Origin of the sequence: Acinetobacter sp. ASP199, from assembly GCF_022700675.1 — a bacterium.
Lineage (GTDB): Bacteria > Pseudomonadota > Gammaproteobacteria > Pseudomonadales > Moraxellaceae > Acinetobacter.
On the sequence record NZ_CP062182.1, the window covers coordinates 675,743 to 699,067 of the forward strand.

21 protein-coding genes are annotated in these 23,325 nt (G+C 44.0%); 11 read left to right on the forward strand and 10 right to left on the reverse strand.

Features of this window, described 5'->3' with window-relative positions:
- Positions 1-42: 42 nt before the first annotated feature.
- The 3 genes from IHE35_RS03180 to IHE35_RS03190 all read left to right on the forward strand — a co-directional run bounded on the left by IHE35_RS03180 (position 43) and on the right by IHE35_RS03190 (position 3,397).
- On the forward strand, positions 43-405 hold the full coding sequence (locus IHE35_RS03180) for a RidA family protein (protein WP_242789277.1): 363 nt from the start codon (positions 43-45) through the stop codon (positions 403-405).
- A gap of 152 nt (positions 406-557) precedes the next feature.
- Entirely contained in the window at positions 558-1,985 is a 1,428-nt protein-coding gene (locus tag IHE35_RS03185; protein WP_242789278.1) for an amino acid permease, read from the forward strand.
- Positions 1,986-2,107: 122 nt separating this feature from the next.
- A complete protein-coding gene (locus tag IHE35_RS03190) occupies positions 2,108-3,397 on the forward strand; it encodes a hypothetical protein (RefSeq protein ID WP_242789279.1) in 1,290 nt (429 codons plus the stop codon).
- Positions 3,398-3,456: 59 nt separating this feature from the next.
- Here IHE35_RS03190 and hemJ read toward each other — a convergent pair whose 3' ends face one another.
- Together hemJ and IHE35_RS03200 are read right to left on the reverse strand one after the other, a co-directional pair.
- Positions 3,457-3,909 carry a protoporphyrinogen oxidase HemJ gene (hemJ, locus tag IHE35_RS03195; protein ID WP_242789280.1) on the reverse strand — a complete coding sequence of 151 codons (453 nt, stop codon included), beginning with the start codon at positions 3,907-3,909 and terminating at the stop codon, positions 3,457-3,459.
- Between the two features lie 23 nt (positions 3,910-3,932).
- Entirely contained in the window at positions 3,933-5,162 is a 1,230-nt protein-coding gene (locus IHE35_RS03200) for a beta-ketoacyl synthase N-terminal-like domain-containing protein (protein ID WP_242789281.1), read from the reverse strand.
- Between the two features lie 276 nt (positions 5,163-5,438).
- Here IHE35_RS03200 and IHE35_RS03205 point away from each other — a divergent pair, with 276 nt between their 5' ends.
- The 7 genes from IHE35_RS03205 (at position 5,439) to rimI (ending at position 13,479) form a co-directional block, all read left to right on the forward strand.
- On the forward strand, positions 5,439-6,941 hold the full coding sequence (locus IHE35_RS03205) for an EcsC family protein (protein WP_242789282.1): 1,503 nt from the start codon (positions 5,439-5,441) through the stop codon (positions 6,939-6,941).
- 169 nt (positions 6,942-7,110) lie between these two features.
- A complete protein-coding gene (rpsL, locus tag IHE35_RS03210; RefSeq protein WP_092617921.1) occupies positions 7,111-7,485 on the forward strand; it encodes a 30S ribosomal protein S12 in 375 nt (124 codons plus the stop codon).
- Between the two features lie 179 nt (positions 7,486-7,664).
- Positions 7,665-8,135, forward strand: coding sequence for a 30S ribosomal protein S7 (gene rpsG / locus IHE35_RS03215; protein WP_064096978.1), 471 nt, complete (start codon positions 7,665-7,667; stop codon positions 8,133-8,135).
- 130 nt (positions 8,136-8,265) lie between these two features.
- Entirely contained in the window at positions 8,266-10,401 is a 2,136-nt protein-coding gene (gene fusA / locus IHE35_RS03220; RefSeq protein ID WP_242789283.1) for an elongation factor G, read from the forward strand.
- Between the two features lie 92 nt (positions 10,402-10,493).
- The gene (tuf, locus tag IHE35_RS03225) at positions 10,494-11,684 is read left to right on the forward strand and encodes an elongation factor Tu (RefSeq protein WP_242788647.1); all 1,191 of its coding nucleotides are present in this window, start codon (positions 10,494-10,496) and stop codon (positions 11,682-11,684) included.
- 350 nt (positions 11,685-12,034) lie between these two features.
- Positions 12,035-12,916 carry a metal-dependent hydrolase gene (locus IHE35_RS03230; protein ID WP_242789284.1) on the forward strand — a complete coding sequence of 294 codons (882 nt, stop codon included), beginning with the start codon at positions 12,035-12,037 and terminating at the stop codon, positions 12,914-12,916.
- A 104-nt stretch (positions 12,917-13,020) separates the two neighbouring features.
- Positions 13,021-13,479, forward strand: coding sequence for a ribosomal protein S18-alanine N-acetyltransferase (rimI, locus tag IHE35_RS03235; RefSeq protein ID WP_242789285.1), 459 nt, complete (start codon positions 13,021-13,023; stop codon positions 13,477-13,479).
- Between the two features lie 34 nt (positions 13,480-13,513).
- Here the strand turns inward: rimI and IHE35_RS03240 are convergent, their stop codons facing one another.
- The 3 genes from IHE35_RS03240 to trxB all read right to left on the reverse strand — a co-directional run bounded on the left by IHE35_RS03240 (position 13,514) and on the right by trxB (position 16,128).
- Positions 13,514-14,329 (reverse strand): arginyltransferase, encoded by an 816-nt coding sequence (locus IHE35_RS03240; protein WP_242789286.1) that lies wholly within the window; start codon positions 14,327-14,329, stop codon positions 13,514-13,516.
- A gap of 21 nt (positions 14,330-14,350) precedes the next feature.
- Positions 14,351-15,082 (reverse strand): leucyl/phenylalanyl-tRNA--protein transferase, encoded by a 732-nt coding sequence (aat, locus tag IHE35_RS03245; RefSeq protein WP_242789287.1) that lies wholly within the window; start codon positions 15,080-15,082, stop codon positions 14,351-14,353.
- 83 nt (positions 15,083-15,165) lie between these two features.
- On the reverse strand, positions 15,166-16,128 hold the full coding sequence (gene trxB / locus IHE35_RS03250) for a thioredoxin-disulfide reductase (protein ID WP_242789288.1): 963 nt from the start codon (positions 16,126-16,128) through the stop codon (positions 15,166-15,168).
- A gap of 261 nt (positions 16,129-16,389) precedes the next feature.
- Here trxB and IHE35_RS03255 point away from each other — a divergent pair, with 261 nt between their 5' ends.
- Positions 16,390-19,533: a DNA translocase FtsK gene (locus IHE35_RS03255; protein ID WP_242789289.1), complete on the forward strand. Its 3,144-nt coding sequence runs from the start codon at positions 16,390-16,392 to the stop codon at positions 19,531-19,533.
- A 68-nt stretch (positions 19,534-19,601) separates the two neighbouring features.
- Here the strand turns inward: IHE35_RS03255 and IHE35_RS03260 are convergent, their stop codons facing one another.
- The 5 genes from IHE35_RS03260 to IHE35_RS03280 form a co-directional block, all read right to left on the reverse strand.
- Positions 19,602-19,889: a PA4642 family protein gene (locus tag IHE35_RS03260; protein ID WP_242789290.1), complete on the reverse strand. Its 288-nt coding sequence runs from the start codon at positions 19,887-19,889 to the stop codon at positions 19,602-19,604.
- Positions 19,890-20,211: 322 nt separating this feature from the next.
- Positions 20,212-20,484: a cell division topological specificity factor MinE gene (minE, locus tag IHE35_RS03265; RefSeq protein WP_242789291.1), complete on the reverse strand. Its 273-nt coding sequence runs from the start codon at positions 20,482-20,484 to the stop codon at positions 20,212-20,214.
- A gap of 2 nt (positions 20,485-20,486) precedes the next feature.
- A complete protein-coding gene (minD, locus tag IHE35_RS03270; protein WP_242789292.1) occupies positions 20,487-21,299 on the reverse strand; it encodes a septum site-determining protein MinD in 813 nt (270 codons plus the stop codon).
- Between the two features lie 65 nt (positions 21,300-21,364).
- Entirely contained in the window at positions 21,365-22,084 is a 720-nt protein-coding gene (minC, locus tag IHE35_RS03275) for a septum site-determining protein MinC (protein WP_242789293.1), read from the reverse strand.
- Between the two features lie 158 nt (positions 22,085-22,242).
- Entirely contained in the window at positions 22,243-23,310 is a 1,068-nt protein-coding gene (locus IHE35_RS03280) for a preprotein translocase subunit SecA (protein WP_242789294.1), read from the reverse strand.
- Positions 23,311-23,325: the final 15 nt, after the last annotated feature.

Below are 23,325 nucleotides of genomic sequence, written 5' to 3' on the forward strand. Positions count from 1 at the left end.
TAAATATTTAGCAAAAACGGAAGAAATGAAGAGGACGAATTTATGACGGAACATACAGATATCCAGCGTATCAGCAGCAATCAGGTGATGAGTGCTGTCACTATTCACAACAAGACGGTGTATTTATCAGGACAGGTGCCGGATAGCACCAGCCAGGATATTAGTGGTCAAACGCGTGAAGTGTTAATGAAAATTGATCAGTTGCTGAAACTGGCAGGCACGGATAAAAGCCGTCTGCTATCTGCGCAGCTGTTCGTGAAAAACCTGGAAGATTTTCAAACTGTGAACCAGCTCTGGATCCACTGGTTGCAAGGACAGGGAACGCCGGCTCGTGCCACCATTCAGGCGGATCTGGTTCATCCAGACTGGCTGATTGAAATCGCAGTGATTGCAGCACAGCCTTAAGTTGCCCTGATTTCTTATATCTCCCAACTTAATTTTGTAAGGACATCTGGCCCAATCATTTAGCTTTTTAAATGAAACTACATCTGCATTCAGGATTACAGGAAGTAATCCGATCAGATGAGCGAGGGCTTGATGCGAAAAAGGAACGAAAGATGAATACTACACCCTCTAAAGATGACGCAACGCCGTCGAAACATGAGCTGCAACGCAAACTGTCCAATCGGCATCTCCAGCTGATTGCCATTGGTGGCTGTATCGGTACTGGCCTGTTTATGGGTTCGGGTAAAACTATTGCTTTAGCCGGTCCTTCTATCCTGCTGATCTATATGATCATTGGCGGGATGTTTTTCTTTTTAATGCGTGCACTCGGTGAGATGTTGCTGTCGAATCTGCAGTACAAATCTTTCATCGATATGGCGCATGACCTGATTGGACCAGGGGCGGGCTACTATATTGGCTGGTCGTATTGGCTGGGGTGGGTGTTGGTCGGTATAGCCGATCTGGCTGCAATTATTAATTATCTTAATTTCTGGTTGCCGGAAGGAACGGCCTTTACTCCGATGGGGCAGGCACTGATCAGTGCAGCCTGTGTATTACTGATTCTGAGTATTAATCTGGTCACAGTAAAAGTGTTTGGCGAGATTGAATTCTGGTTTGCCCTGATCAAGATTCTGGCAATTATTGGCCTGATTTTTGTCGGTGGATATATGGTCTTTAGCGGTTTTCAGGCGCCAAGCGGTGCGACAGCCAGCTTTAGTCATGTCTGGTCAGATGGCATGTTTCCGAAAGGTGTAACCGGCTTCCTGGCAGGTTTTCAGATCGCGATGTTTGCTTTTGTGGGGGTGGAACTTCTCGGTACTATGGCGGCTGAAACCAAGGACCCGGAAAAGAATCTACCTAAAGCAGTGAATGCGATTCCAACCCGTATCATCCTGTTCTATGTCCTGTCACTGTTGGTGATTATGGCGGTAACCCCGTGGAGCCAGATTCCTGCGGATCAAAGCCCATTCGTGAGCCTGTTTTTATATGCGGGTATTCCAATTTCGGCGATTATCATGAACTTCGTGGTCTTATCATCAGTGATGTCTTCGATGAACAGTGGCGTGTTTTCCACTAGCCGGATGCTGTTTGGTTTGGCACGTGGAGGGCAGGCACCACAAGCCTTGGCACAATTGTCGAGTCGTGCAGTACCAGCAAAAGGCTTGATGTTCTCTTGTACCTTTATTTTACTGGGTGCAGCATTTCAGTACTTTGTACCCAATACCATGGAAGCTTTTACCTTGGCGAGTTCCCTGTGTGTGATCCTGTTTATCAGTATCTGGAGTATTATCATGGTGTGCTATATCCGTTACCGTAAAAAGCAACCGGAAAAGCATACAGCTTCGACTTTTAAAATGCCGGGTGGGGTATGGATGTCTTATATCGTATTAGTATTCCTGTTCTTTGCTTTGGTCATTCTGAGTCTGGAACCGGATACGCTTAAAGCTTTGATGATCAGTCCATTGTGGCTACTGATTCTGGCAGTGACATACCGTATGCTATATCTGCCACGGGTACGTAAACTTCAGGTAGAGATGTAAACTTTAGAAATAAAAAATCCCCGACTGGCCGGGGATTTTTTATTGTGATGAGAATTGTTTGTGAATGTTATTCTTAATTATTACAATCTAAAAAATTTATTATTAAAAATAAGGGTCTATACATGATAGGGCAGACAAAATATAAAATTTGGTTATGGTTGATTGTTATTGTCATAGGGATAGCCATTCTGTTGGTATTTGCTGCAACATGGATGCGCACAGATGAACCTTTAACTGATACTGCAAAAAAAATTATCCAGCCAGATCTAATTTATAGAGCCAATATTCAGCAACATCCATATTTCTATTTATTGGGAATTGATGCCAAAGATGAGGTTAATCCTTATGCGTTGGGACGTTATCGCTATCATCGGGAGTGGGCAAGCTATATTCGAGATCAGAATGCTGGTGAGCATCATGAGATTGACTCGGGATTAAATCGCCAACTTAGCCGAGACGATTTTTCTGAAGATGAAATTCAGTTAATGAAAAATCTGCAATTGAGTTTGAACGATTCGCCAGAGCAATTTTCTATGCTGGTAGCAGAGCATGAAAAATCTCTACAATCGTTACTAGAACATGAGCGTATTCCTTTAACGCGGTTTTCAGATTTATTGGGACGCAAAGATTATGTTTCATTGGTGATTTCACCACAGGCAAGCGGGCCTGATTATCGCTATATTCGAACTTTACAATTACTAAAACTGGTTCAAATTCAACTTGATTCAGGTAGCAAAGTACAGCCTTATGCACAGCAATTTCATCAGGCTTTAGAATTTACTCACAATCGTTTATCGCTGATTGAAAAAATGCTAATGCAGAATTGGCTTAGTCAAATGGTAGATTTGATTCGCGTAGAACAAAAAAATGAGAATAATCCCATTCAGCTTAAAAATCTGAATTCAAATCAGCTAGGTTTAAAAACAAGTCTGCAAAATGAATTGACGGGAGATTATTTATTGACTCAATATTTACCGCATTCGTCTGAAGTTCGTTCTTTGCAATTCGAATGGTTGTATTTACCCAATAAGACCTTTAATGCAATAGCAGCACAATATGAAGTCTACTGGACAATTTCAGAAACACCTTATGTTGAACTGAAAGAACGATTTTCAGGAATTGAAGATTTGCCACGTTCTAAATGGCATCTGAAAAATGCGATAGGGCAGATCTTGTCTCAGGTCAGTAGGCCAAATTTTGAAAAATATCTGCTGATGAATCATATTCTGAATAATAAGATTCTTTCCTTTAATGCGCTAAGTAAGGAAGCGCTAGACTTGAAGGTATTGAATCAAAACTCCGAAGGACGCCGTTATTTTCAGAAAGAAGGAAAGTTATGTATAGAACTACCATATCCGAAACATAAATTGCCTGAGTTAAATCTGAAGCATGACAGCTGTGTAAAAATCTAGAATCTCGGACATAAAAAATCCCCGAATGATCGGGGATTTTTTTATTTTTGCCATTTGAATTAGAAGGTAGGTTTTACCACCACCAAAATCACCACAGCAAATAAAATCAGTGTTGGCATTTCATTAAAGTAACGCCAAAACTTATGTGACTTGTAATGTGCATCTTCGAGTAGTTTTTTACGGTAATAGCCACAGACCAAGTGGTAAATCACCAGTAAACCCACCAAACCCACTTTCAGGTAGAACCATAGCGCTTCATGGTAGTGACGTGTAGCATCACCCCAATCTACTAAAAAGTGCGCCGTAATGAGGGTTGCAACCATTGCTGGCCACATAATGCCGCGATACAGCTTGCGTTCCATGACCTGGAAGCGTGTATGGCTGACCGCATCTTCACTCATGGCATGGTAAACATATAGCCGTGGCAGGTAGAACAATGCAGCAAACCAGCAGACCACGGCAATAATATGTAATGCTTTTACCCAAAGGAAAGCATCAGAAGGAGCATCCATCAAGTCACCCTAAAATGGGCGGCTTAGCCTTCCCATTTTTTAAAGATGAGACAAGCATTTACGCCGCCAAAACCGAAACTGTTACTCATTACAGTATTCAATTTTGTGTCGCGTTTTTCAAGTACGATATCAAATGGTTTCGCACCTTCATCCAGCTCGGTCACGTTGATGTTTGGTGCAATGAAGTCATTATGCATCATCAGGATTGAATAAATTGCTTCCTGTACACCTGCAGCACCGAGGCTGTGACCTGTCATAGACTTGGTTGAGCTTAGAGGTGGAACTTTATCTTCACCAAATGCACGTGCCATTGCTTGAAGCTCGGTTACATCACCAGCAGGAGTTGAAGTACCGTGAGTATTCACATAATCAATAGTTTCAACACCGTGCTGTTTTGCTTCGTCTAGCGCCATCAGGATACAGCGTGTTGCACCTTCACCAGATGGAGCAACCATGTCTGCACCATCCGAGTTCGCAGCGTAAGCCACAACTTCAGCCAGAATATTCGCACCACGTGCTTGTGCGTGTTCCAATGATTCAAGTACCACGAAACCGCCACCACCAGCAATCACGAAGCCGTCACGGTCTGCTGAATATGGACGAGATGCAGTTTCAGGGGTGTCATTGTATTTCGAACACAGCGCACCCATCGCATCAAACAGCAAGCTTTGAGACCAGTGATCTTCTTCACCACCACCAGCAAGCATCAAGTCCTGTTTACCCAATTGAATCAGGTTATAGGCATAACCAATCGCATCAGCAGAAGTTGCACATGCGCTGGTAATTGAATGTGCAATACCTTGTAGTTTAAGTGCTACACCAACGTTGGCTGTAATCGTATTCGACATGTTGCGTGGTACGAAAAATGGACCAATTTTACGTGCACCCTTAGTTTCAAGCAGTTCATTCATTTCAATTACAGAAGCGGTTGAGTTACCGCCTGAACCGCCCGCGATACCATAACGTGGGTTGCCACCGACTTGTTCAGGTGTTAAACCTGCATGTTCAAGTGCAGCCATCGCAGAGTTGTATGCATACATGGCACAAACGCCCATAAAGCGTTTTGCACGACGGTCGATATTGTCAAAATCCTGCTCAGCAGCTGCGCTGACATGACTTTTAAAGTTCAGTTCAGCATAGACTGGATTTAAACGTGTGCCTGAAATCCCGTTTTGTAAAGAGTGAGTTACATCTTCCAATGTATTTCCGATGCATGAGTTAATACCCATACCAGTGATGACAACACGTTTCATCTACAGATCCTTATAGTTCATCTCTATGGTCAGGGGAGATATTTAGCATTTTCATCAAGCGTTAAATATAGTGCTGACCCATTGTTCACAATGAGGAACATCATAACAGAAAGATTTTTGAAATCTTATGGCAAATGTTATGCCCAGTACGCTGTACATTCGAATAGAGATTCCTACACAGAGAGATTACTAAATGAAACAGAATAAGGTTGAGATAAACGCTGCTAGCACCTAGTATTTATACAAAATACAAGCACGTGCACGCTGAGGTAAGGAATGACAAATACCAATAATAAACAATCAAATGGCTTCGTATCCAGTGCGTTTGGAGTGGCGAAAAAGTTCAGTACAACAGGTTTGGATCTACTCAACCATGTTGCACCTGATTCGGTTTCGAAGGTCACACAGGCGCTGAATGTAGAAAAGGTGGTCAATGGTGCAGCTCAAGCCAAGAGTCCATTTGAATCAAAAAAATATGACAATCCACAGGAGATGTTGCGTGAACATCTGCCGAGTGTGTCGCGTCAACTGTTTGGCCGTCATTTCAATACAGTCAATAATGTGACGCATTTCATTTCGCCAAAGTTTAGCGAAAAAGTGTCAGACTATTTCTTTGACCATCTCAATCAGTTCACCAATGAGATCAGTTCTGTAGATGCCATTCTGGATGAAGCGGGCGTACGTGATCTGGAAGAACTCACTCAGGATGTCGACCGTTCTAAACGTATTTCTCAAGCTTTGGGTGAGCAGAATAAATGGATTGCTGCAGTTCAAGGTGCATTTTCAGGTGCAACCGGTGTGATTGGTACTGCAGTTGATATTCCTGCATCTTTGGTGTTGGCACTACGTACTATTTATCAGGTCGGCCGTTCTTATGGTTTTGATTTAAGTAAACAAGAAGATCAAGATATCGTGCAGCATATCTTCCGTCAGATTGATCTGGGTCTGATTGCAGAAAAGCAAACTGTATTGTTGGGTTTAAGAGCGCTAGGCGCTACTTTAAAAACCCATGATATTTCCCAGCTACAAGCCATGTTGGGTTCAAGTAATGATACCGAGCTGCTGCGTAAATTCCTGCATCAGGAAGATGGTCAGTCGAAATGGGAATGGATGAGCCATATACCGAAAGTTTCCCTGATTGAACAATTGTCTAAATTGGTGCCGTTGGCGGGTGCTGGGGTAGGGGCTGTCTATAGCCGCCGTTTTGTCGATGATGTCAATCAGAAAGCGCAAGATGTGTTCTCGAATGCACGTCAATATCTGCTACAGCATCGTGACAGCTCCGCTTCTGTTTTAGAGGCTTATGAAAAATCTAAAGCATTATTGCAACAGGCTGCACCAAAGCTGCTGGAAAATATCAAGAAGGACGGTCGTGCCAGTGACGAGTTGATTTTAGATAAAGACATTCCGATTGAAGGGAATGAACATATTACTCAAGTCAAAGTGCTGAAAAAGACAGATTCTCAAGTCACAGATGAAGCTAAAGATGAAGAGGTCAGTGAAGGGCTGGATACATTGGCCGATAAATTGGTAAAACCTGTTGCAGATAAGCATGTACAACAACCTGCACTGAGTGAGCCTGCACCTGAAGATATCGAAGACACGCTTGCACAGGCAGAAGCTGAGGGAGATGTCACAGACGAGGCTGAAGTCGCTGCATCGGATACTGAAAATGATCAGAGTGAAGTAAACACAGAAAATGCACAGCAAAAGCCAAAAAAAGCGACAAAATCTTCTGCTAAAAAATCGACGGAAGATGTTACAAAAGGTACAGATTGATCTGTAGAAAAATAGTAAAGATATGAAAGTACTGGGCAATTGTAAGCAAGAGCGGCTGTGCATTTGCCTGCTTGTATCTTGTTGACCAATTTTGCATCTTGACTTACAATTGCATGCCCTCAAAAAGTAGTAGTTTTTTGGGGCTTTTTATTAACGGGAGAATTGCCAAATGGCAACAACAAATCAGTTGATCCGTAAGGGTCGTACGACTTTGATTGAAAAATCAAAAGTTCCTGCGTTGAAGGCTTGTCCACAACGTCGTGGTGTTTGTACACGTGTTTACACAACTACACCTAAAAAACCTAACTCAGCAATGCGTAAAGTTTGCCGTGTTCGCTTAACTTCTGGCTTTGAAGTATCAAGCTACATCGGTGGTGAAGGCCATAACCTGCAAGAGCACAGTGTTGTTCTTATCCGTGGTGGTCGTGTTAAAGACTTACCAGGTGTACGTTACCATACCGTTCGTGGTTCTTTAGACTGTGCTGGCGTGAAAGATCGTAACCAAGCACGTTCTAAATACGGTGCTAAACGTCCTAAGAAATAATTCGTTAAGAATTAGCTCTTGGTTCGCTAGAACTGCAATCCTTTATCGTCTCGCTTGTCTGATTTCTGCATTTAATTTTGTGAAATTCAAGCGACGTGTAGTAAGGCCAGCTAAAGGTACACGACACTTTGTACAAATGCTGGATAAACCTGAAGTGTCATATTTATAGGTAGTTTAAAATGCCAAGACGTCGCGTAGTCGCTGCTCGTGAAATCCTTCCGGATCCTAAATTCAGTAGCCAAACAATCGCTAAATTCATGAACCACGTAATGCAAGATGGTAAAAAGTCTATTGCTGAAAGTATCGTTTACGGTGCTTTAGACCGCGTTCAAGAAAAATCTAAAGTAGACCCAGTTGAATTCTTTGAAGCTACGCTTGAAAAAGTTCGTCCTATGGTTGAAGTAAAAGCACGCCGTGTTGGTGGTGCTACATACCAAGTACCTATGGAAGTACGCCCATCCCGTCGTACTGCATTGGCTATGCGTTGGTTAGTAGATGCTGCTGCTAAGCGTTCTGAAAAAACTATGGCTTTACGTCTTGCTGGTGAGTTGCTTGATGCATCTGAAGGTAAAGGCGCAGCGGTTAAAAAACGTGAAGATGTGCACCGTATGGCTGAAGCCAACAAAGCATTCTCTCACTACCGTTTCTAAGCAAATAAAACAGGCCCTTATCAGGACGGTGATGATATGGGTTTCACCCAATCATTATCAAAGCGCTTTAAGTTGCTAGCAACTTAAAGCGTCCTGTTTTAAACAACAAAATTTAGGAATGCAAGAGATCATGGCTCGTCAAACCCCAATTTCTCGTTACCGTAACATTGGTATCTCAGCGCACATTGATGCTGGTAAAACAACCACTTCAGAACGTATCCTGTTCTACACAGGTGAGAGCCACAAGTTAGGTGAAACTCATGAAGGTTCAGCTACAACGGACTGGATGGAACAAGAGCAAGAACGTGGTATTACCATTACTTCAGCAGCTGTAACATGCTTCTGGAAAGGTATGGGCAACCAGTTCGAACAACACCGTATTAACGTAATTGACACCCCGGGACACGTTGACTTCACGATCGAAGTTGAGCGTTCTATGCGTGTTCTTGACGGTGCATGTATGGTTTACTGTGCTGTAGGTGGTGTACAACCTCAGTCTGAAACTGTATGGCGTCAAGCAAACAAGTATAAAGTGCCTCGTATTGCGTTCGTTAACAAAATGGACCGTACTGGCGCGAACTTCTTCCGTGCAGTTGAACAAGTTAAAACACGTCTTGGCGGTAACCCAGTGCCAATCGTTGTTCCAGTCGGCGCTGAAGAAAACTTCCAGGGTGTTGTTGACCTTATCGAAATGAAAGCGATTATCTGGGATGAAGCGTCTCAAGGTATGAAGTTTGAATACGGTGAGATCCCTGCTGACTTAGTTGATACTGCTAATGAATGGCGTACTAACATGGTTGAAGCTGCTGCGGAAGCATCAGAAGAACTCATGGACAAGTACCTGGAAGAAGGCGAGTTAACTAAAGAAGAAATCGTTGCTGGTCTTCGTGCGCGTACATTGCTTAACGAAATCCAACCAATGCTTTGTGGTTCTGCGTTCAAAAACAAAGGTGTTCAACGTATGTTGGATGCTGTTATTGAATTCTTACCTGCGCCAACTGACGTTGAAGCAATTAAAGGTATCTTAGACGACAAAGACGAAACTGAAGGTTCTCGTGAAGCGTCTGATGATGCTCCGTTCTCTGCGCTTGCGTTCAAAATCATGAACGACAAATTCGTAGGTAACTTAACGTTCGTACGTGTTTACTCTGGTGTGCTTAAAGCAGGTAGCCCATGCTACAACCCAGTGAAAATGAAACGTGAACGTGTAGGCCGTATCGTACAGATGCACGCAAATGACCGTCACGACATCGAAGAAATTCGTGCGGGCGACATCGCGGCATGTGTAGGTCTTAAAGACACGACTACTGGTGATACATTATGTGACGAAAACCACGTAATTACACTAGAGCGTATGGAATTCCCAGAGCCAGTAATTGCACTTGCAGTTGAACCTAAAACTAAAGCTGACCAAGAAAAAATGTCAGTTGCTTTAGGTCGTTTGGCAAAAGAAGATCCATCGTTCCGCGTACGTACTGACGAAGAGTCTGGTCAAACAATTATTGCTGGTATGGGTGAGCTTCACCTTGACATCATTGTTGACCGTATGAAACGTGAGTTCAACGTTGAAGCGAACATTGGTAAACCAATGGTTGCTTACCGTGAAACAATCAAGAAATCTGTTGAACAAGAAGGTAAATTCGTTCGTCAAACAGGTGGTAAAGGTAAATTCGGTCACGTATACGTACGTTTAGAACCGATGGATCCTGAATCTGAAAAAGATTACGAATTCGCTGAAGAAGTTGTTGGTGGTGTAGTACCGAAAGAATTCTTCGGTGCGGTTGACAAAGGTATCCAAGAACGTATGAAGAATGGTGTCCTGGCTGGTTACCCAGTTGTTGGCATCAAAGCGACATTGTTCGACGGTTCTTACCATGATGTCGACTCTGACGAATTATCGTTCAAAATGGCGGGTTCTTATGCCTTCCGTGACGGTTTCATGAAAGCAGATCCTGTTCTTCTTGAACCAATCATGAAAGTTGAAGTAGAAACTCCAGAAGACTACATGGGCGATATCATGGGTGACTTAAACCGTCGTCGTGGTATGGTTCAAGGTATGGACGATCTACCTGGCGGTACTAAAGCAATCCGTGCTGAAGTTCCACTTTCTGAGATGTTCGGTTACGCAACTCATATGCGTTCTATGTCTCAAGGTCGTGCGACTTACTCTATGGAATTTGCTAAATATGCTGAAACTCCACGTAACGTGGCTGAAGGCATCATCGCTAAGTTCCAGTCTGGCGGTAAAAAAGGTGACGACGAGTAATCTTTCGATTACTATAAGCCCAACTAATTCATAGTTAAAATCCAGTGCTCATGCAGTGATCCTGCATGAGTAGTTTAAAAAAGGAAGATCTCATGGCTAAGGCTAAGTTTGAACGTAATAAGCCACACGTTAACGTGGGCACAATTGGTCACGTTGACCATGGTAAAACAACTTTAACAGCTGCGATTGCAACTGTATGTGCGAAGCAATTCGGTGGTGAAGCGAAAGACTACGCTGCAATTGACTCTGCACCAGAAGAAAAAGCACGTGGTATTACAATTAATACTTCTCACGTAGAATACGATTCTCCAACTCGTCACTACGCTCACGTAGACTGCCCGGGCCACGCCGATTATGTTAAAAACATGATTACTGGTGCTGCTCAGATGGACGGCGCGATCCTTGTATGTGCTGCGACTGATGGTCCTATGCCACAAACTCGTGAACACATCCTTCTTTCTCGTCAGGTAGGTGTACCTTACATCGTTGTATTCTTGAACAAATGCGACCTTGTAGACGACGAAGAGCTTCTTGAGCTGGTTGAAATGGAAGTTCGTGAACTTCTTTCTACTTACGACTTCCCAGGTGATGACACTCCAGTTATCCGTGGTTCTGCTCTTCTTGCACTTAACGGTGATGCTGGTCAGTACGGTGAATCTGCAGTTGTAGCTCTTGTTGAAGCGCTTGACTCTTACATCCCAGAGCCAGAACGTGCAATCGACCAAGCATTCTTGATGCCAATCGAAGACGTATTCTCAATCTCAGGTCGTGGTACAGTAGTAACTGGCCGTGTTGAGACTGGTATCGTTAAAGTAGGCGAAGAAGTTGAAATCGTTGGTATCAAAGACACAGTTAAAACAACTGTAACTGGCGTTGAAATGTTCCGTAAACTTCTTGACGAAGGCCGTGCGGGCGAGAACTGTGGTGTTCTTCTTCGTGGTACTAAGCGTGAAGACGTACAACGTGGTCAAGTACTTGCTAAACCAGGTACAATCAAGCCGCACACTAAATTCGACGCAGAAGTATACGTACTTTCTAAAGAAGAAGGTGGTCGTCATACTCCATTCCTTAACGGTTACCGTCCACAGTTCTATTTCCGTACTACGGACGTAACTGGTGCGATCGCGCTTAAAGAAGGCGTTGAAATGGTTATGCCTGGTGACAACGTTGAGATGTCAGTAGAGCTAATCCACCCAATCGCAATGGACCCAGGTCTACGTTTTGCGATCCGTGAAGGCGGTCGTACAGTTGGTGCTGGTGTAGTTGCTAAAGTTACTGCATAATCATCTGATTGTGTGAAAAAAAGCGTCCCTTTGGGACGCTTTTTTTATGTCTGGCGATTTTTTTAGAACAGATGTGATTTCATCATCATAAGTTATTCTTGCGTTGTAAAAAGGATTTCACAAAACATTTGCTATTACCTCTAACAAAGCCGAGTTGAATTTCTCTTGTGCCGAAATAAAGTTGTGCTTTATTTCTCTTGCGTCAGAATAAAGCAATGCTTTATTCCTCCTCATGTCCTTAAGTGATATTTCACTGACCTTATTGGAAAAGATCATCGATCATTTTTTGCCTAATATAACAATCATAAGATGAATCAATAATGTCAGGATTGACTAAAAGGAGCAGTGGTATGAATGCTGAAGTAAAAATTACCAATCGTGCCGGTGCAAGTTTTCCTGTACGTCGCATGAACTTTGATTTTGATCAGGTTCCAGAATACTGGATGAATGGTTCAGCCGGGCTGACGCATTTTATGACCGCATTGTCAGCTTTATTCCCTGCAGGTGAAAAATTCTTTATCGACAGTGTACGTGCGGTACATCACCATCCCAAGCTCAAAGATAATGAAGCATTGCAAAAAGAGATCTCTGCTTTTATTGGGCAAGAAGCGATGCACACCCAGGAACATGTCGGCTTTAATGCCTCAGCACAAAAATATGGTCATGATGTTGATACCCTAGATCGTTATACTGATAGAGTCATTCAAACCACGCGTAAAGTCATGGCTAAATTGGTTAAACCTGTGAGAATTACTCAGGAAATGGTAGATCTGACTGCAACGACTGCACTTGAACATTTCACTGCGACCATTGCCTCTCAGCTGCTGAGCAATAGTCATATTCAGGAACTGATGAAAGATGACACCATGAAAACCATGTGGCTCTGGCATGCCATTGAAGAGAATGAGCATAAAGCCGTGGCTTATGACGTGTTTGAAGGTATGTTTGGCAAAGGTTTAAAGTCATATCTGTTACGTACCAGTTCATTGGTGATTGCTATGCTGACTTTGTTCTTTGTACAAAGCTATTTTGTTATGCGCCTGCTGAAAGAAGATCGTCAGTTAAATCTGGAAGCCCTCAAGGATATTTACCAATATGGTTATAGCCCATCCAAAGGTGTAATTACCGGTATGGGGCGTGAAATGGCCATGTACTTCAAGCCAGGTTTTCATCCAAATGACCATGATACACACAGTTTGCTGGCACACTGGAAAGGCAAACTCGGTCTTTAATCTGACACTAAAAAAGAGCGATTGAGATCGCTCTTTTTTTTACTCGATTTTCAGCATAAAGTTTCTATAATGCGCAGGAGATTTTTATTGATAGATGAACGAACATGATTCGTTTGATGCAAATAGCAGATATAGATGCGGTCACCCAGATTGAGCAACAAGTGCAATCTCATCCTTGGACCAGAACCCAGTTCGAGGAAGCCGTTAGTGCTTATCAGAGCACTATTATTGAATATGCAGGTAAAGTGGTAGGCTTTTGTATTTTGCAACCGGTGCTGGATGAAGCCAATTTACTGCTCATGGCAATTGACCCAAGCCAGCAGGGTAAGGGCCTTGGTTTTCAGTTGCTAGAGGAATCAATCCAGTTGCTGAAGAATAATCCGGTACAGATTTTCTTGGAAGTACGTGAGTCAAATACTGCTGCAATCCGACTCTATGAAAAGTCTGGTTTTCATCAGATTGACCTGCGCAAGAATTATTATCCAAATCCGGGTGGGGGACGTGAACATGCCATCATCATGGTGAAGGCATGTAGCGATGACTTTGCCAGTCTGTTTAAATAAACAAGACTAAAGCTGCTGCTTTATGACGACCGTCTTATTTGATGATGGGATTATTCCATCCAGAGGGTAGGGTCGTCATCAAGGAGTTTCCCAAGTGTTCGATCTCTGTCGTATTTAATGAACGGTTTAAGCGGCGCCATTGACCATCAATCAATAATTCAAGTGGCAGGTACTGGGACTTGTAATTCATCTTAATAGAATGTGGAACCCAATAACCCAGATAAATAAAAGGTAGACCTAGTTTTTGAGCATGTTCGATCTGCTTTAAAATTGCAAAAACCCCGAGAGAACGTCGACTTTCATCCGGATCAAAGAACGTATAAACCGCAGAGATTCCATCATCGAGCAGATCGCAGGTCGATACACTGATCAGCCGATCATCTTTCCATAATTCCAGAAAGAAGCTATCTGTACAGCTTTGCAGCAAAAACTTTTCAAACTGATCACGGCTTGGTGGATACATATCGCCATCAGCATGTCGTTCATTGATATAGCGTTCATACAGTGCATAGTGCGTATCATTTGCCTGCTGCGGTGTGCTGATGCGCAGGCTTAAGTCCTGATTTCTTTTCCATGCCTTTTTCTGTGAACTGTTCATGCTGAATTCACGCACTGGAACACGAGAGGACAGGCATTGACGGCATAGATGACATTCAGGGCGGTAAACAAAATCGCCACTACGGCGGAAACCGGTACGGGATAATTCAGAAAGCGTCACCACATCTATGCGATGTGAGGGATCGAGAAAAACCATACGCGCAGACTTGTTGGGCAGATAGCTGCAATCGTGTGGCGGTGTAATGTAATACTGTAAATCGTTCAGCAGGGATTTTGGTTGATAGGAGTTCATGACAAATTCCCTCTGTTATTTTCATTCACTTAATCGCGCGTTTAACGCTATTGTTTTACTTGAAAATACACCCTCCTGATACTTTTGCCAATTGATAGGCGAGCGTTTTATCACATCTTGTAACGAATTAAGGTATGCTTGGCGAGAAATTGTACTGGCACCGAGGCTCAACAGATGGTCATTGACCAATTGACAGTCAATCCAGGGCAGCTGATTTTCCTGACCAATCAGCATTAAAGTATAAAATGCCATTTTCGAAACATCGGTCTGGGTGCTGAACATGGATTCACCAAAACAACCCTGTCCGATGGTTACTCCATATAAGCCGCCGACAATCTGGTCTTCATCCCAGACTTCGATGCTATAGCCATGACCGGCATCAAACATGTCACAGTAACCCTGAATAATATCTTCGCTAATCCAGGTTTCATCGGCATAAGCACGAGGAAGTGAACAGGAACGGATAACCCGTTCAAAAGCATGATTTACGGTAATTTTATAATCATACTTTTTCATATTACGGATCAGGGATTTACTCGGATGATAATCCTGTGGTCGGATAATGCAACGTGGTTCCGGGCTCCACCAGCAGATCGGCTCACCTTCCGAGAACCATGGAAACAGGCCATGCGAATAGGCTTCAAACAGGGTGGATGGTGTGAGATCGGCGCCAATACAAATAAGTCCTTCTCCTTCAAGATCAACTTCTACAGGATTGGGGAACATGAACTGTGAAGGGGGAAGATGCTGCATGATTGAACCTGGTTTTAGAATCATCAGTATTTATCATACATAAAAAAGCCGCCCAAGATGGACGGCTTTTTCATTTTCGCTGCTTAGTCTAACTTGCCCATCGCATCGAGATATTTTTCTGCATCCAGTGCGGCCATACAGCCTGAACCTGCAGAGGTAATCGCTTGACGGTATACGCTATCCGCAATATCACCCGCAGCGAATACGCCAGGAATAGAAGTTTGCGTTGCATTGCCCGCAGTACCACTTTGCACTTGGATATAACCTTCACGAAGCTGTAATTGACCTTCAAAAATGCTGCTATTTGGTTTATGACCAATCGCAACAAACATACCTGAAACTTCAACTTCTTGAGTTGAGTCATCTTGAGTTGATTTTAAACGTACTGAGGTTACACCTGCTTTGGCATCACCCAGGACTTCATCGACCTGGTGATTCCAGATGATGCTGATTTTGCCTTCTTTCTCTTTTTCAAACAGGTGGTCCTGAAGAATTTTTTCAGAACGCAGGCTGTCACGACGGTGTACCAACGTCACATGAGACGCGATATTTGACAGATAAAGTGCTTCTTCAACTGCAGTATTACCACCACCGACAACCATCACTTTCTGGTTTTTATAGAAGAAACCGTCACAAGTCGCGCATGCACTCACACCTTGGCCCATAAAAGCCGCTTCAGATTCAAGACCCAAGTATTGCGCAGTTGCACCGGTACAAATGATCAAGGCATCACAAGTGAACTCTTCCATGTCGCCTTTTAATACAAAAGGACGTACGTTCAAGTCAACTTCATTGATGTGGTCATACACGATTTCAGTACCGAAACGTTCCGCATGCGCCTGCATACGTTCCATCAATACCGGACCAGTCAGGCCTTCAGGATCACCTGGCCAGTTGTCTACTTCAGTCGTCGTAGTCAGCTGACCACCAAGTTGCAGACCTGCAATGAGTGTCGGTTTTAAGTTTGCACGTGCTGCATACACAGCTGCGCTGTAGCCAGCAGGGCCGGAACCTAAAATAATCAGTCGTGAGTGACGTGCGCTCATCGGGCTATCCTTTTTGTATTTAGAAATTTATTGAATTATACGTGAAACTGTATAACAGTGGTGTGAGATTAAAGTCGATATTATTGATCATCCAAATCGATTTGGGCTATATAGAAGTGATAAAGAACAAGACCTATGTGCAGTTGCACAATACTGCATCTTTTTTCGTGTAACAGGTGCATAATAGGCATTTTATTGCGTCGTTTTTTTGAATCATAATAGCAAAAGAACATTCATGAAGAATTGGCTACAGGACAGTATATGACAACGGTGTCGAGTGCTTATGCACAGCGCTTAGTAATGACATTATTTTTGGTCTCATTTGGGATCTATCTGTTTCTTGCAACAGTGACCTATACGCCATTTGATCCGGGGTGGATGCACATTTCCAGTGACACCCAGACGGTTTCAAATGCCAGTGGGGTTGCGGGTGCATGGATCTCAGACTTACTGTTTGGTTTTCTTGGCTGGGCGAGTTTGCTTATTCCATTATATCTGTTCGTAGAAGCCGTACAGGTCTGGTGGCCACACAGCTTCCTGAACCGGCCATTCCGTTATGCAGCACAATTCTTCCTGTTACTGACCACTTCTGCCTTGATGTTCCTGTTCTGGGAAGTCCCTGCTGATACGCTGGATAATTCTTCTGGTGGCATTATTGGTTATGAGTTAGGTCAAAGTCTTGAACAGCTATTGACGATCTACGGTGCGGCAGTGTTTCTGGTGGGTTTATGGGTATTGCTGTTTACCTTGGCTTTTGGCGTGAAATGGAATAAGACCTGGAGCAGCCTGAAAGCAACGCCTGCATATTTACAGGATCTGTTTTATCGTAATGTCCCGGAAGGGGAGGGTGAGTTTGATCGTTCTATGGCAGTGGCCAAGAAAGATATCGCCAGCAGTCCTGCTAAAAAGAGCGTCTCAACGCCGGTAATTCCTGTACCTGAGCATGAACCTGTAGAAATAGATCCTGTAGTTCGTGACCATGTAGCCGAGCGCCTATTCGATGATATTGCGGATCGTGAATTCCAGGCGCAACAGAAAAAACATCCAGAGCCAGAACTTAGCCCGGAAGATGAAGAATTTGAAAAAACGCTGGAAAAAGCGCATCGCCTGATTCAGGATCCAGACCGTGTGATTACCACAGGCGAAGTTTGGCGCGCATTGCATTCTGATGAAGACCAGCGCCATAAACAGGACATTGATGCGTTATTAAAAGCAGCGGAAGAAGAACAGCAGACTTCTGCCGCCCCTGTAGCGGTTGCGCCAATTCAGGAAATCAAGGCACATCTCAAAACAGAAACACCTGTAGCTTCTGTGACCACGAAAAAAGGTCTGGATTGGGATGATGATGAAATCTTTGACGAGTTGCTGGCAGCTGTACCGCCCGGGAAAACGGCGACGGATGTGCATAGCCCATTCACTGCCCAGGCATCAACTGAACAGCCAGCTTTAAGAATTGTTGAAGATTTGCCGAAAGCGGTGGTAGCGACTACAGCTGTGGCGACAGGCATCAGTGCTACTCCTGCTTCTATACCATCGGTACGTAACACAGGGCTTGAAGCTGATTTTGATGATCTGGATGATCTACTGGTCGAAGATATTGAGCCGGAAAAGCCAGTTCGGGCTTCGAGCTATGCGCAATCTTCTGCTTTTGTCCAGGCGCCGATTCAGCATCAAGGCATAGAAGTGTCTACACCTGAGAGCAACTCGACTGCTCAGACAGCTCTTCAACAAAATACAAATCAGCAAAATACCAGTGATGCAGTGAAAGCAGCATTATCCAAAGAAGAATTCATTGAAGCCTGGCATGAAACTGCGGGTGCTCCTCAAGAAGAAGATGAATTTGATTTTGATGCACCACTGACTGACTCGATGGGGCGTCCTTTGTCACGTGCGATGCAAGTGGCTGAACGTCGTAAAGATTTATCGCCATTGCCGGGTTTAGAGTTGCTTGATGAAGTCGACCCAAATAAAAAAGTGAACTTCACTGAAGAGCAATTATCACGTCTGTCTGAATTGCTAGAAATTAAACTTCAGGAATTTAACGTCAAGGCCAAAGTGGTCGAAGCACAACCGGGTCCTGTGGTGACGCGTTTTGAACTGGATCTGGCACCAGGTGTGAAAGCCTCAAAAGTCACTAATATTTCCCGTGACCTGGCACGTTCCATGTCGATGGCGTCGGTACGTGTAGTCGAGGTGATTCCAGGCAAGCCATATATCGGGATTGAAGTGCCAAACAGCACCCGTGAAATGGTACGCCTAATCGAGCTGGTGAAAACCCCGAAATTTGAAGACTCGGATGCCATTCTTTCAATGGCGATGGGTAAAGATATTTCCGGAAATCCGGTGATTACTGAACTAGGCAAAGCACCTCATATGCTGGTTGCCGGTACCACAGGTTCCGGTAAATCGGTCGCAGTGAACTCGATGATCTTGTCGATGCTGCTCAAGTACACGCCTGATCAATTGCGTCTGATCCTGATTGACCCAAAACAGCTGGAATTGGCGAACTATAACGATATTCCACATCTGTTGACACCTGTCGTTACTGATATGAAAGATGCAGTAAGTGCACTGAACTGGTGTGTCAATGAAATGGAACGTCGTTACAAGCTGATGTCTTTCCTGAAAATCCGCAAGCTCAGCGACTATAACCGTAAGGTGGAAGAAGCAATTGCCAATGGGGAAGATCTGTTTGATCCAACCTGGAAAGCCAGTGAATCGGTGGCCGGGGAACGTGCACCACGTTTGACACCATTGCCATCAATTGTGATTGTCGCGGACGAGTTCGCGGATATGATCATGCAGGTGGGTAAAAAAGCGGAAGAAATGATCACCCGTCTGGCACAGAAATCTCGTGCAGCGGGTATTCACTTGCTCCTGGCAACTCAACGACCATCGGTGGATGTCATTACCGGTCTGATCAAAGCCAACATCCCAACGCGTGTAGCACTGCGTGTAAACTCGAAAATCGACTCGCGTACCATTCTGGATGCGGGTGGTGCAGAAGACCTGCTGGGTCATGGTGATATGCTGTTCCTTGGCCCAGGTAAAATTGAGCCTGAACGTGTGCATGGTGCTTTTATTGCCGATGATGAAGTTAACCGTATTTGTGATGCCTGGCGTGAGCGTGGTGCACCGAACTATGTGGATGAGATATTGACTCCATTTGATGAAGAACCTACAAGTCGTGGCTTTGAAGATGGTGGTGATGGTGCTTCTGACCGTGATCCACTCTATGACCAGTGTGTATCGTTCGTATTAGAAACCCGTAAGGCATCTACGTCGTCGCTACAGCGTAAGTTTAGCCTCGGTTATAACCGTGCTGCCCGAATCATTGACCAGATGGAAGAGAACGGTGTGGTGAGCGCGATGGGCGCGAATGGTAAGCGTGAGATTCTGATTTAAGCTCAGAATCTCCACCAATAAAAAAAAGCCTGCATAAAGCAGGCTTTTTTTATTGTATAAGCAAAGTTTTAAGCAAACTTGGCTAATACTTCAAGGAACTCAGCACTATGACGCGGGAATTTTGCAATCACGTCATGAATGCGTTCACCTTCAGGGTTAGTCGCATTGACGTCACGACCATCTGCAACGAATTGAGTCAACAGGCGTTCATAGTCAAAAGGACGCATGTGTTTATAAGCATGATAAAGCACATGAAAGTCTGCATTTACGCCTGCAGGAGGTAATTGAGTGAGATAGGCAAATACACGCTCATCTGACCATTCTTCGTTAAACGTTGCCGGTTGAGACAATGCCATCACAAGCTCCTTGAGGTAATTTTTAAAATGAAAAATATGAGTACGCAAGTAACAGGATATCTTAATGTTCTCTGTCTACCTAGAAGCTAAACTGATGATCTTGCAGCTGGGTAAAGTAAACTTTGTACGCCCTGTCCACTCGAAGCATAGATTCTCGTTTTGCGACTGGGCCAGGCGGTGCTTTAAGTTTACTACTCCAGCTAACTCGAAGCATAGCTTCTCATCTTGCGGCCGGGTAAAGCCTTAAAGCAGTGCTTTAAGTTTACTAATCCGGCCTCATATTCTGCCTTGAATCAATTTGCTTGACTAATCAAAAATCAGATTATCGTTCTTCAGGTAAATTGATATTCATTTCAAGCATTTCAATATTCGCTTCAGAACGGACCTGCATTTGAATATGCTGTTCGTCTACACCGCGCACATAACGGTTCACGACTTGCATGATCTCTTTTTTCATTTGATCAATTTTGTCCTGGCTTAAACGACGACCAAGACCTTGTTCAGAGGCAACGATAACTTTTAAACGATCTTTTGCGGTTTGAGCGCTCGTTGGTTTTTCTTCGCTGCTAAAAAGCTTACTCCAAAATCCTGCCATGTTTACGCTCCAAATAATCGTGCTAACCAACCCTTCGGTTTCACTTCAATGTGACGATAAGGGCGTTCTTCTCCAAGGAAACGAGCAACAAGGTCATCATACGCTTGACCCGCTGCAGATTCGGTAAAGTTAATGACCGGTTTCCCTTCATTAGACGCTTGAAGAACGCTAGGGCATTCAGGAATGACGCCAAGTGTTGGTACACGTAAAATATCTTTAGAAATATCGTCAATCGTTAACATTTCTTGTTTATCTGCACGTTCTGGATTGAAACGTGTGATACACAGATGTTTACGGATGCGACCTTCGTTTTGTTCCACTTTCTTGGTCTTGCTATCGAGCATACCAATGATGCGGTCAGAGTCACGTACTGAAGAAATTTCAGGATTAGTTACAATGATGGCTTCATCAGCATGGTACATGGCCATGATGGCACCACGTTCGATCCCAGCAGGTGAATCACAAATAATGTAGTCAAATTCCTGCGACAGTTCATCCATTACACGTGCCACACCTTCATCAGTGAGGGCTTCTTTATCACGTGTTTGAGACGCTGGCAGAATATATAAGTTCTCAATATCCTTATCGCGAATAAGCGCTTGTTGTAATCGTGCTTCGTTATTTAAAACATTCACAAAATCATAAACAACGCGGCGTTCACAACCCATGATCAAGTCAAGGTTACGTAAACCCACGTCAAAGTCGATAACAACAGTTTTGTGGCCACGTAGGGCTAAACCTGTTGCAAAAGATGCACTTGTTGTAGTTTTACCTACACCACCTTTGCCTGACGTTACGACAACAATTTTCGCCACCGAATCCACTCCTGTTATGGTTTAAATTCCCTATTTAACATAGGGTTTTGGTGTTTATTTATACATTAAAATTCTAGAGCTTCAAATACAAGCTCTAGTTGATCATTCAAGTAAATATGCACAGGCTTTTTCACCACATGCGGTGGAATGTCGTCTGCAACACAATAGGTACCTGCAATAGAAATCAGTTCTGCTTCCAGTGCATGACAGAAAATGCGGGCCGCAGTATTGCCACCTGCACCAGCAATCACACGACCACGGGCACTGCCATAGATATGAATATTGCCAGAGGCAATCACTTCTGAACCGCTGTTGATGCTGGCACTGATAATAATGTCGCCATGATGCTGCACAATGCACTGACCGGTACGCAGAATTTCATCATGGTAGGAAGTCACATGAGCAATGACAGGGGCTGCCTTAACTTCTTCTGTTCCGGCATCTGACTTAACAACTTCAGGTTTGACTTCAATGACCTGTTCTTTGGTTGCCTTGATTTCCTGCAGCTGACGGTCAGGCGGCAATACCGGGAACTGGATTGCACGCGCCTGATCTGCAAGCGGACCTTCAGTCACTGCCATCGGTTGCACATCCAGACTGATCAACAGCTGGATAAGCGCAATAAGTTCCTGCTCGACAGTACTTTCAATCACCACTAGGGTGCCCGGTGGAAATGCAGCTTGTAATTTGGGTGCTAATTGCTGGCGGATCGCATCATGATCATTTGTTTCAAGGGTAATGCGAATCGCATTGACCATTCTGCCCTTAATCCGTATATCAGCCATAGTTCTTCCTTAATACTTCTGACTTATAAAATTTTATGTCGAAGCAATGTTGTAAATAGTGCAAATCCTAGAACAAATTTCGTTAATTCTCTAGCGATCCAGGTTATTTTTTTATGCGATCAGATTCCATAAAAAAGAATAGCATTATTCATGCCGAATTAGAGGTATGTTGAACGCTGATTTTGCTCATTTTCTTCCAAAATCTGCTGCCACTGTTTAATTTTGACCTGTTTGCGGATCGCCTCAAGTGTTTCAAAAACAGCCGACTCCACCAGTTTGTCGATGTTTGGATTTTGTTCAATCTGGATCTGACTGATCTTTTCTGAAATCATGGCAAAAGTTGGGTTATCTTTACTGTAATCAGTATGGGTAAATGGATCGATCAGTCCTTGGGTAATATTTTCTCCCAAGCGTTGACCAATACTTTGAATCTGCTGTTCGATGCGGCTACCGACAATTGGTATCAGACGTAGCAACTGGGTCAGCTCAGGCGTATCTTCAATGGCTTTATTCACCACCTGGCCGACGTTTTTGGCAATCATATACCGCTGTGCCTGTAATTCCTTGCCTAAGGTTTCTTGCAGGATATCTGCCAAAGCAGTGGCAAATAATTGACGGTGATGCTCGACCAGATCATCAATCAGTTGACGATGTGTGGTGCTAGAGGTCAGTTCGCGTTTAATTCCGTCCAGTACGGTAACCACAATACGGCTGGTCAGCTCTTCCATAATCAGGTTGTAATAGAAGTTGCCACGCTTATACCAGCTCGATGGAATGACCTTGAAACCGTGGCTATGCAGGTTGTAGCCGATTGCCACTGCGCGGAGCAGACGCAGAAAACGGAATTGCGGCAGGATCGCGAGAATTTCATACCAGTGAATAAAGGGGAAGAACCACCAGCGGGCATGATGACGCAAGACCATGGCAATCAGCCAGCGCACCAATAACTCCCCAATCAGGAAGGTGGTAAACCAGCCTTCGGTAATAATCACCCAGGGACGCAGTTCAGCTTTATAGAATTGCAGGATTTCAGGCAGACGTATGAAATCGAATAACCATTGCCCAAAGTCGCTCATTAAAATGGCATTGGCACTCAGGCATAACAGGTTGATGACGATTAACACCATCATAAAGATGTCGTAGGCCAGGGCGACCTTCCAGCCCCAAGTCCCTTCACGGAAAAATTTAAAGGCGCTAGAGCTGGTTTTTGGGGGAGTTGGCTTCATAGTCTCTCAGATCAG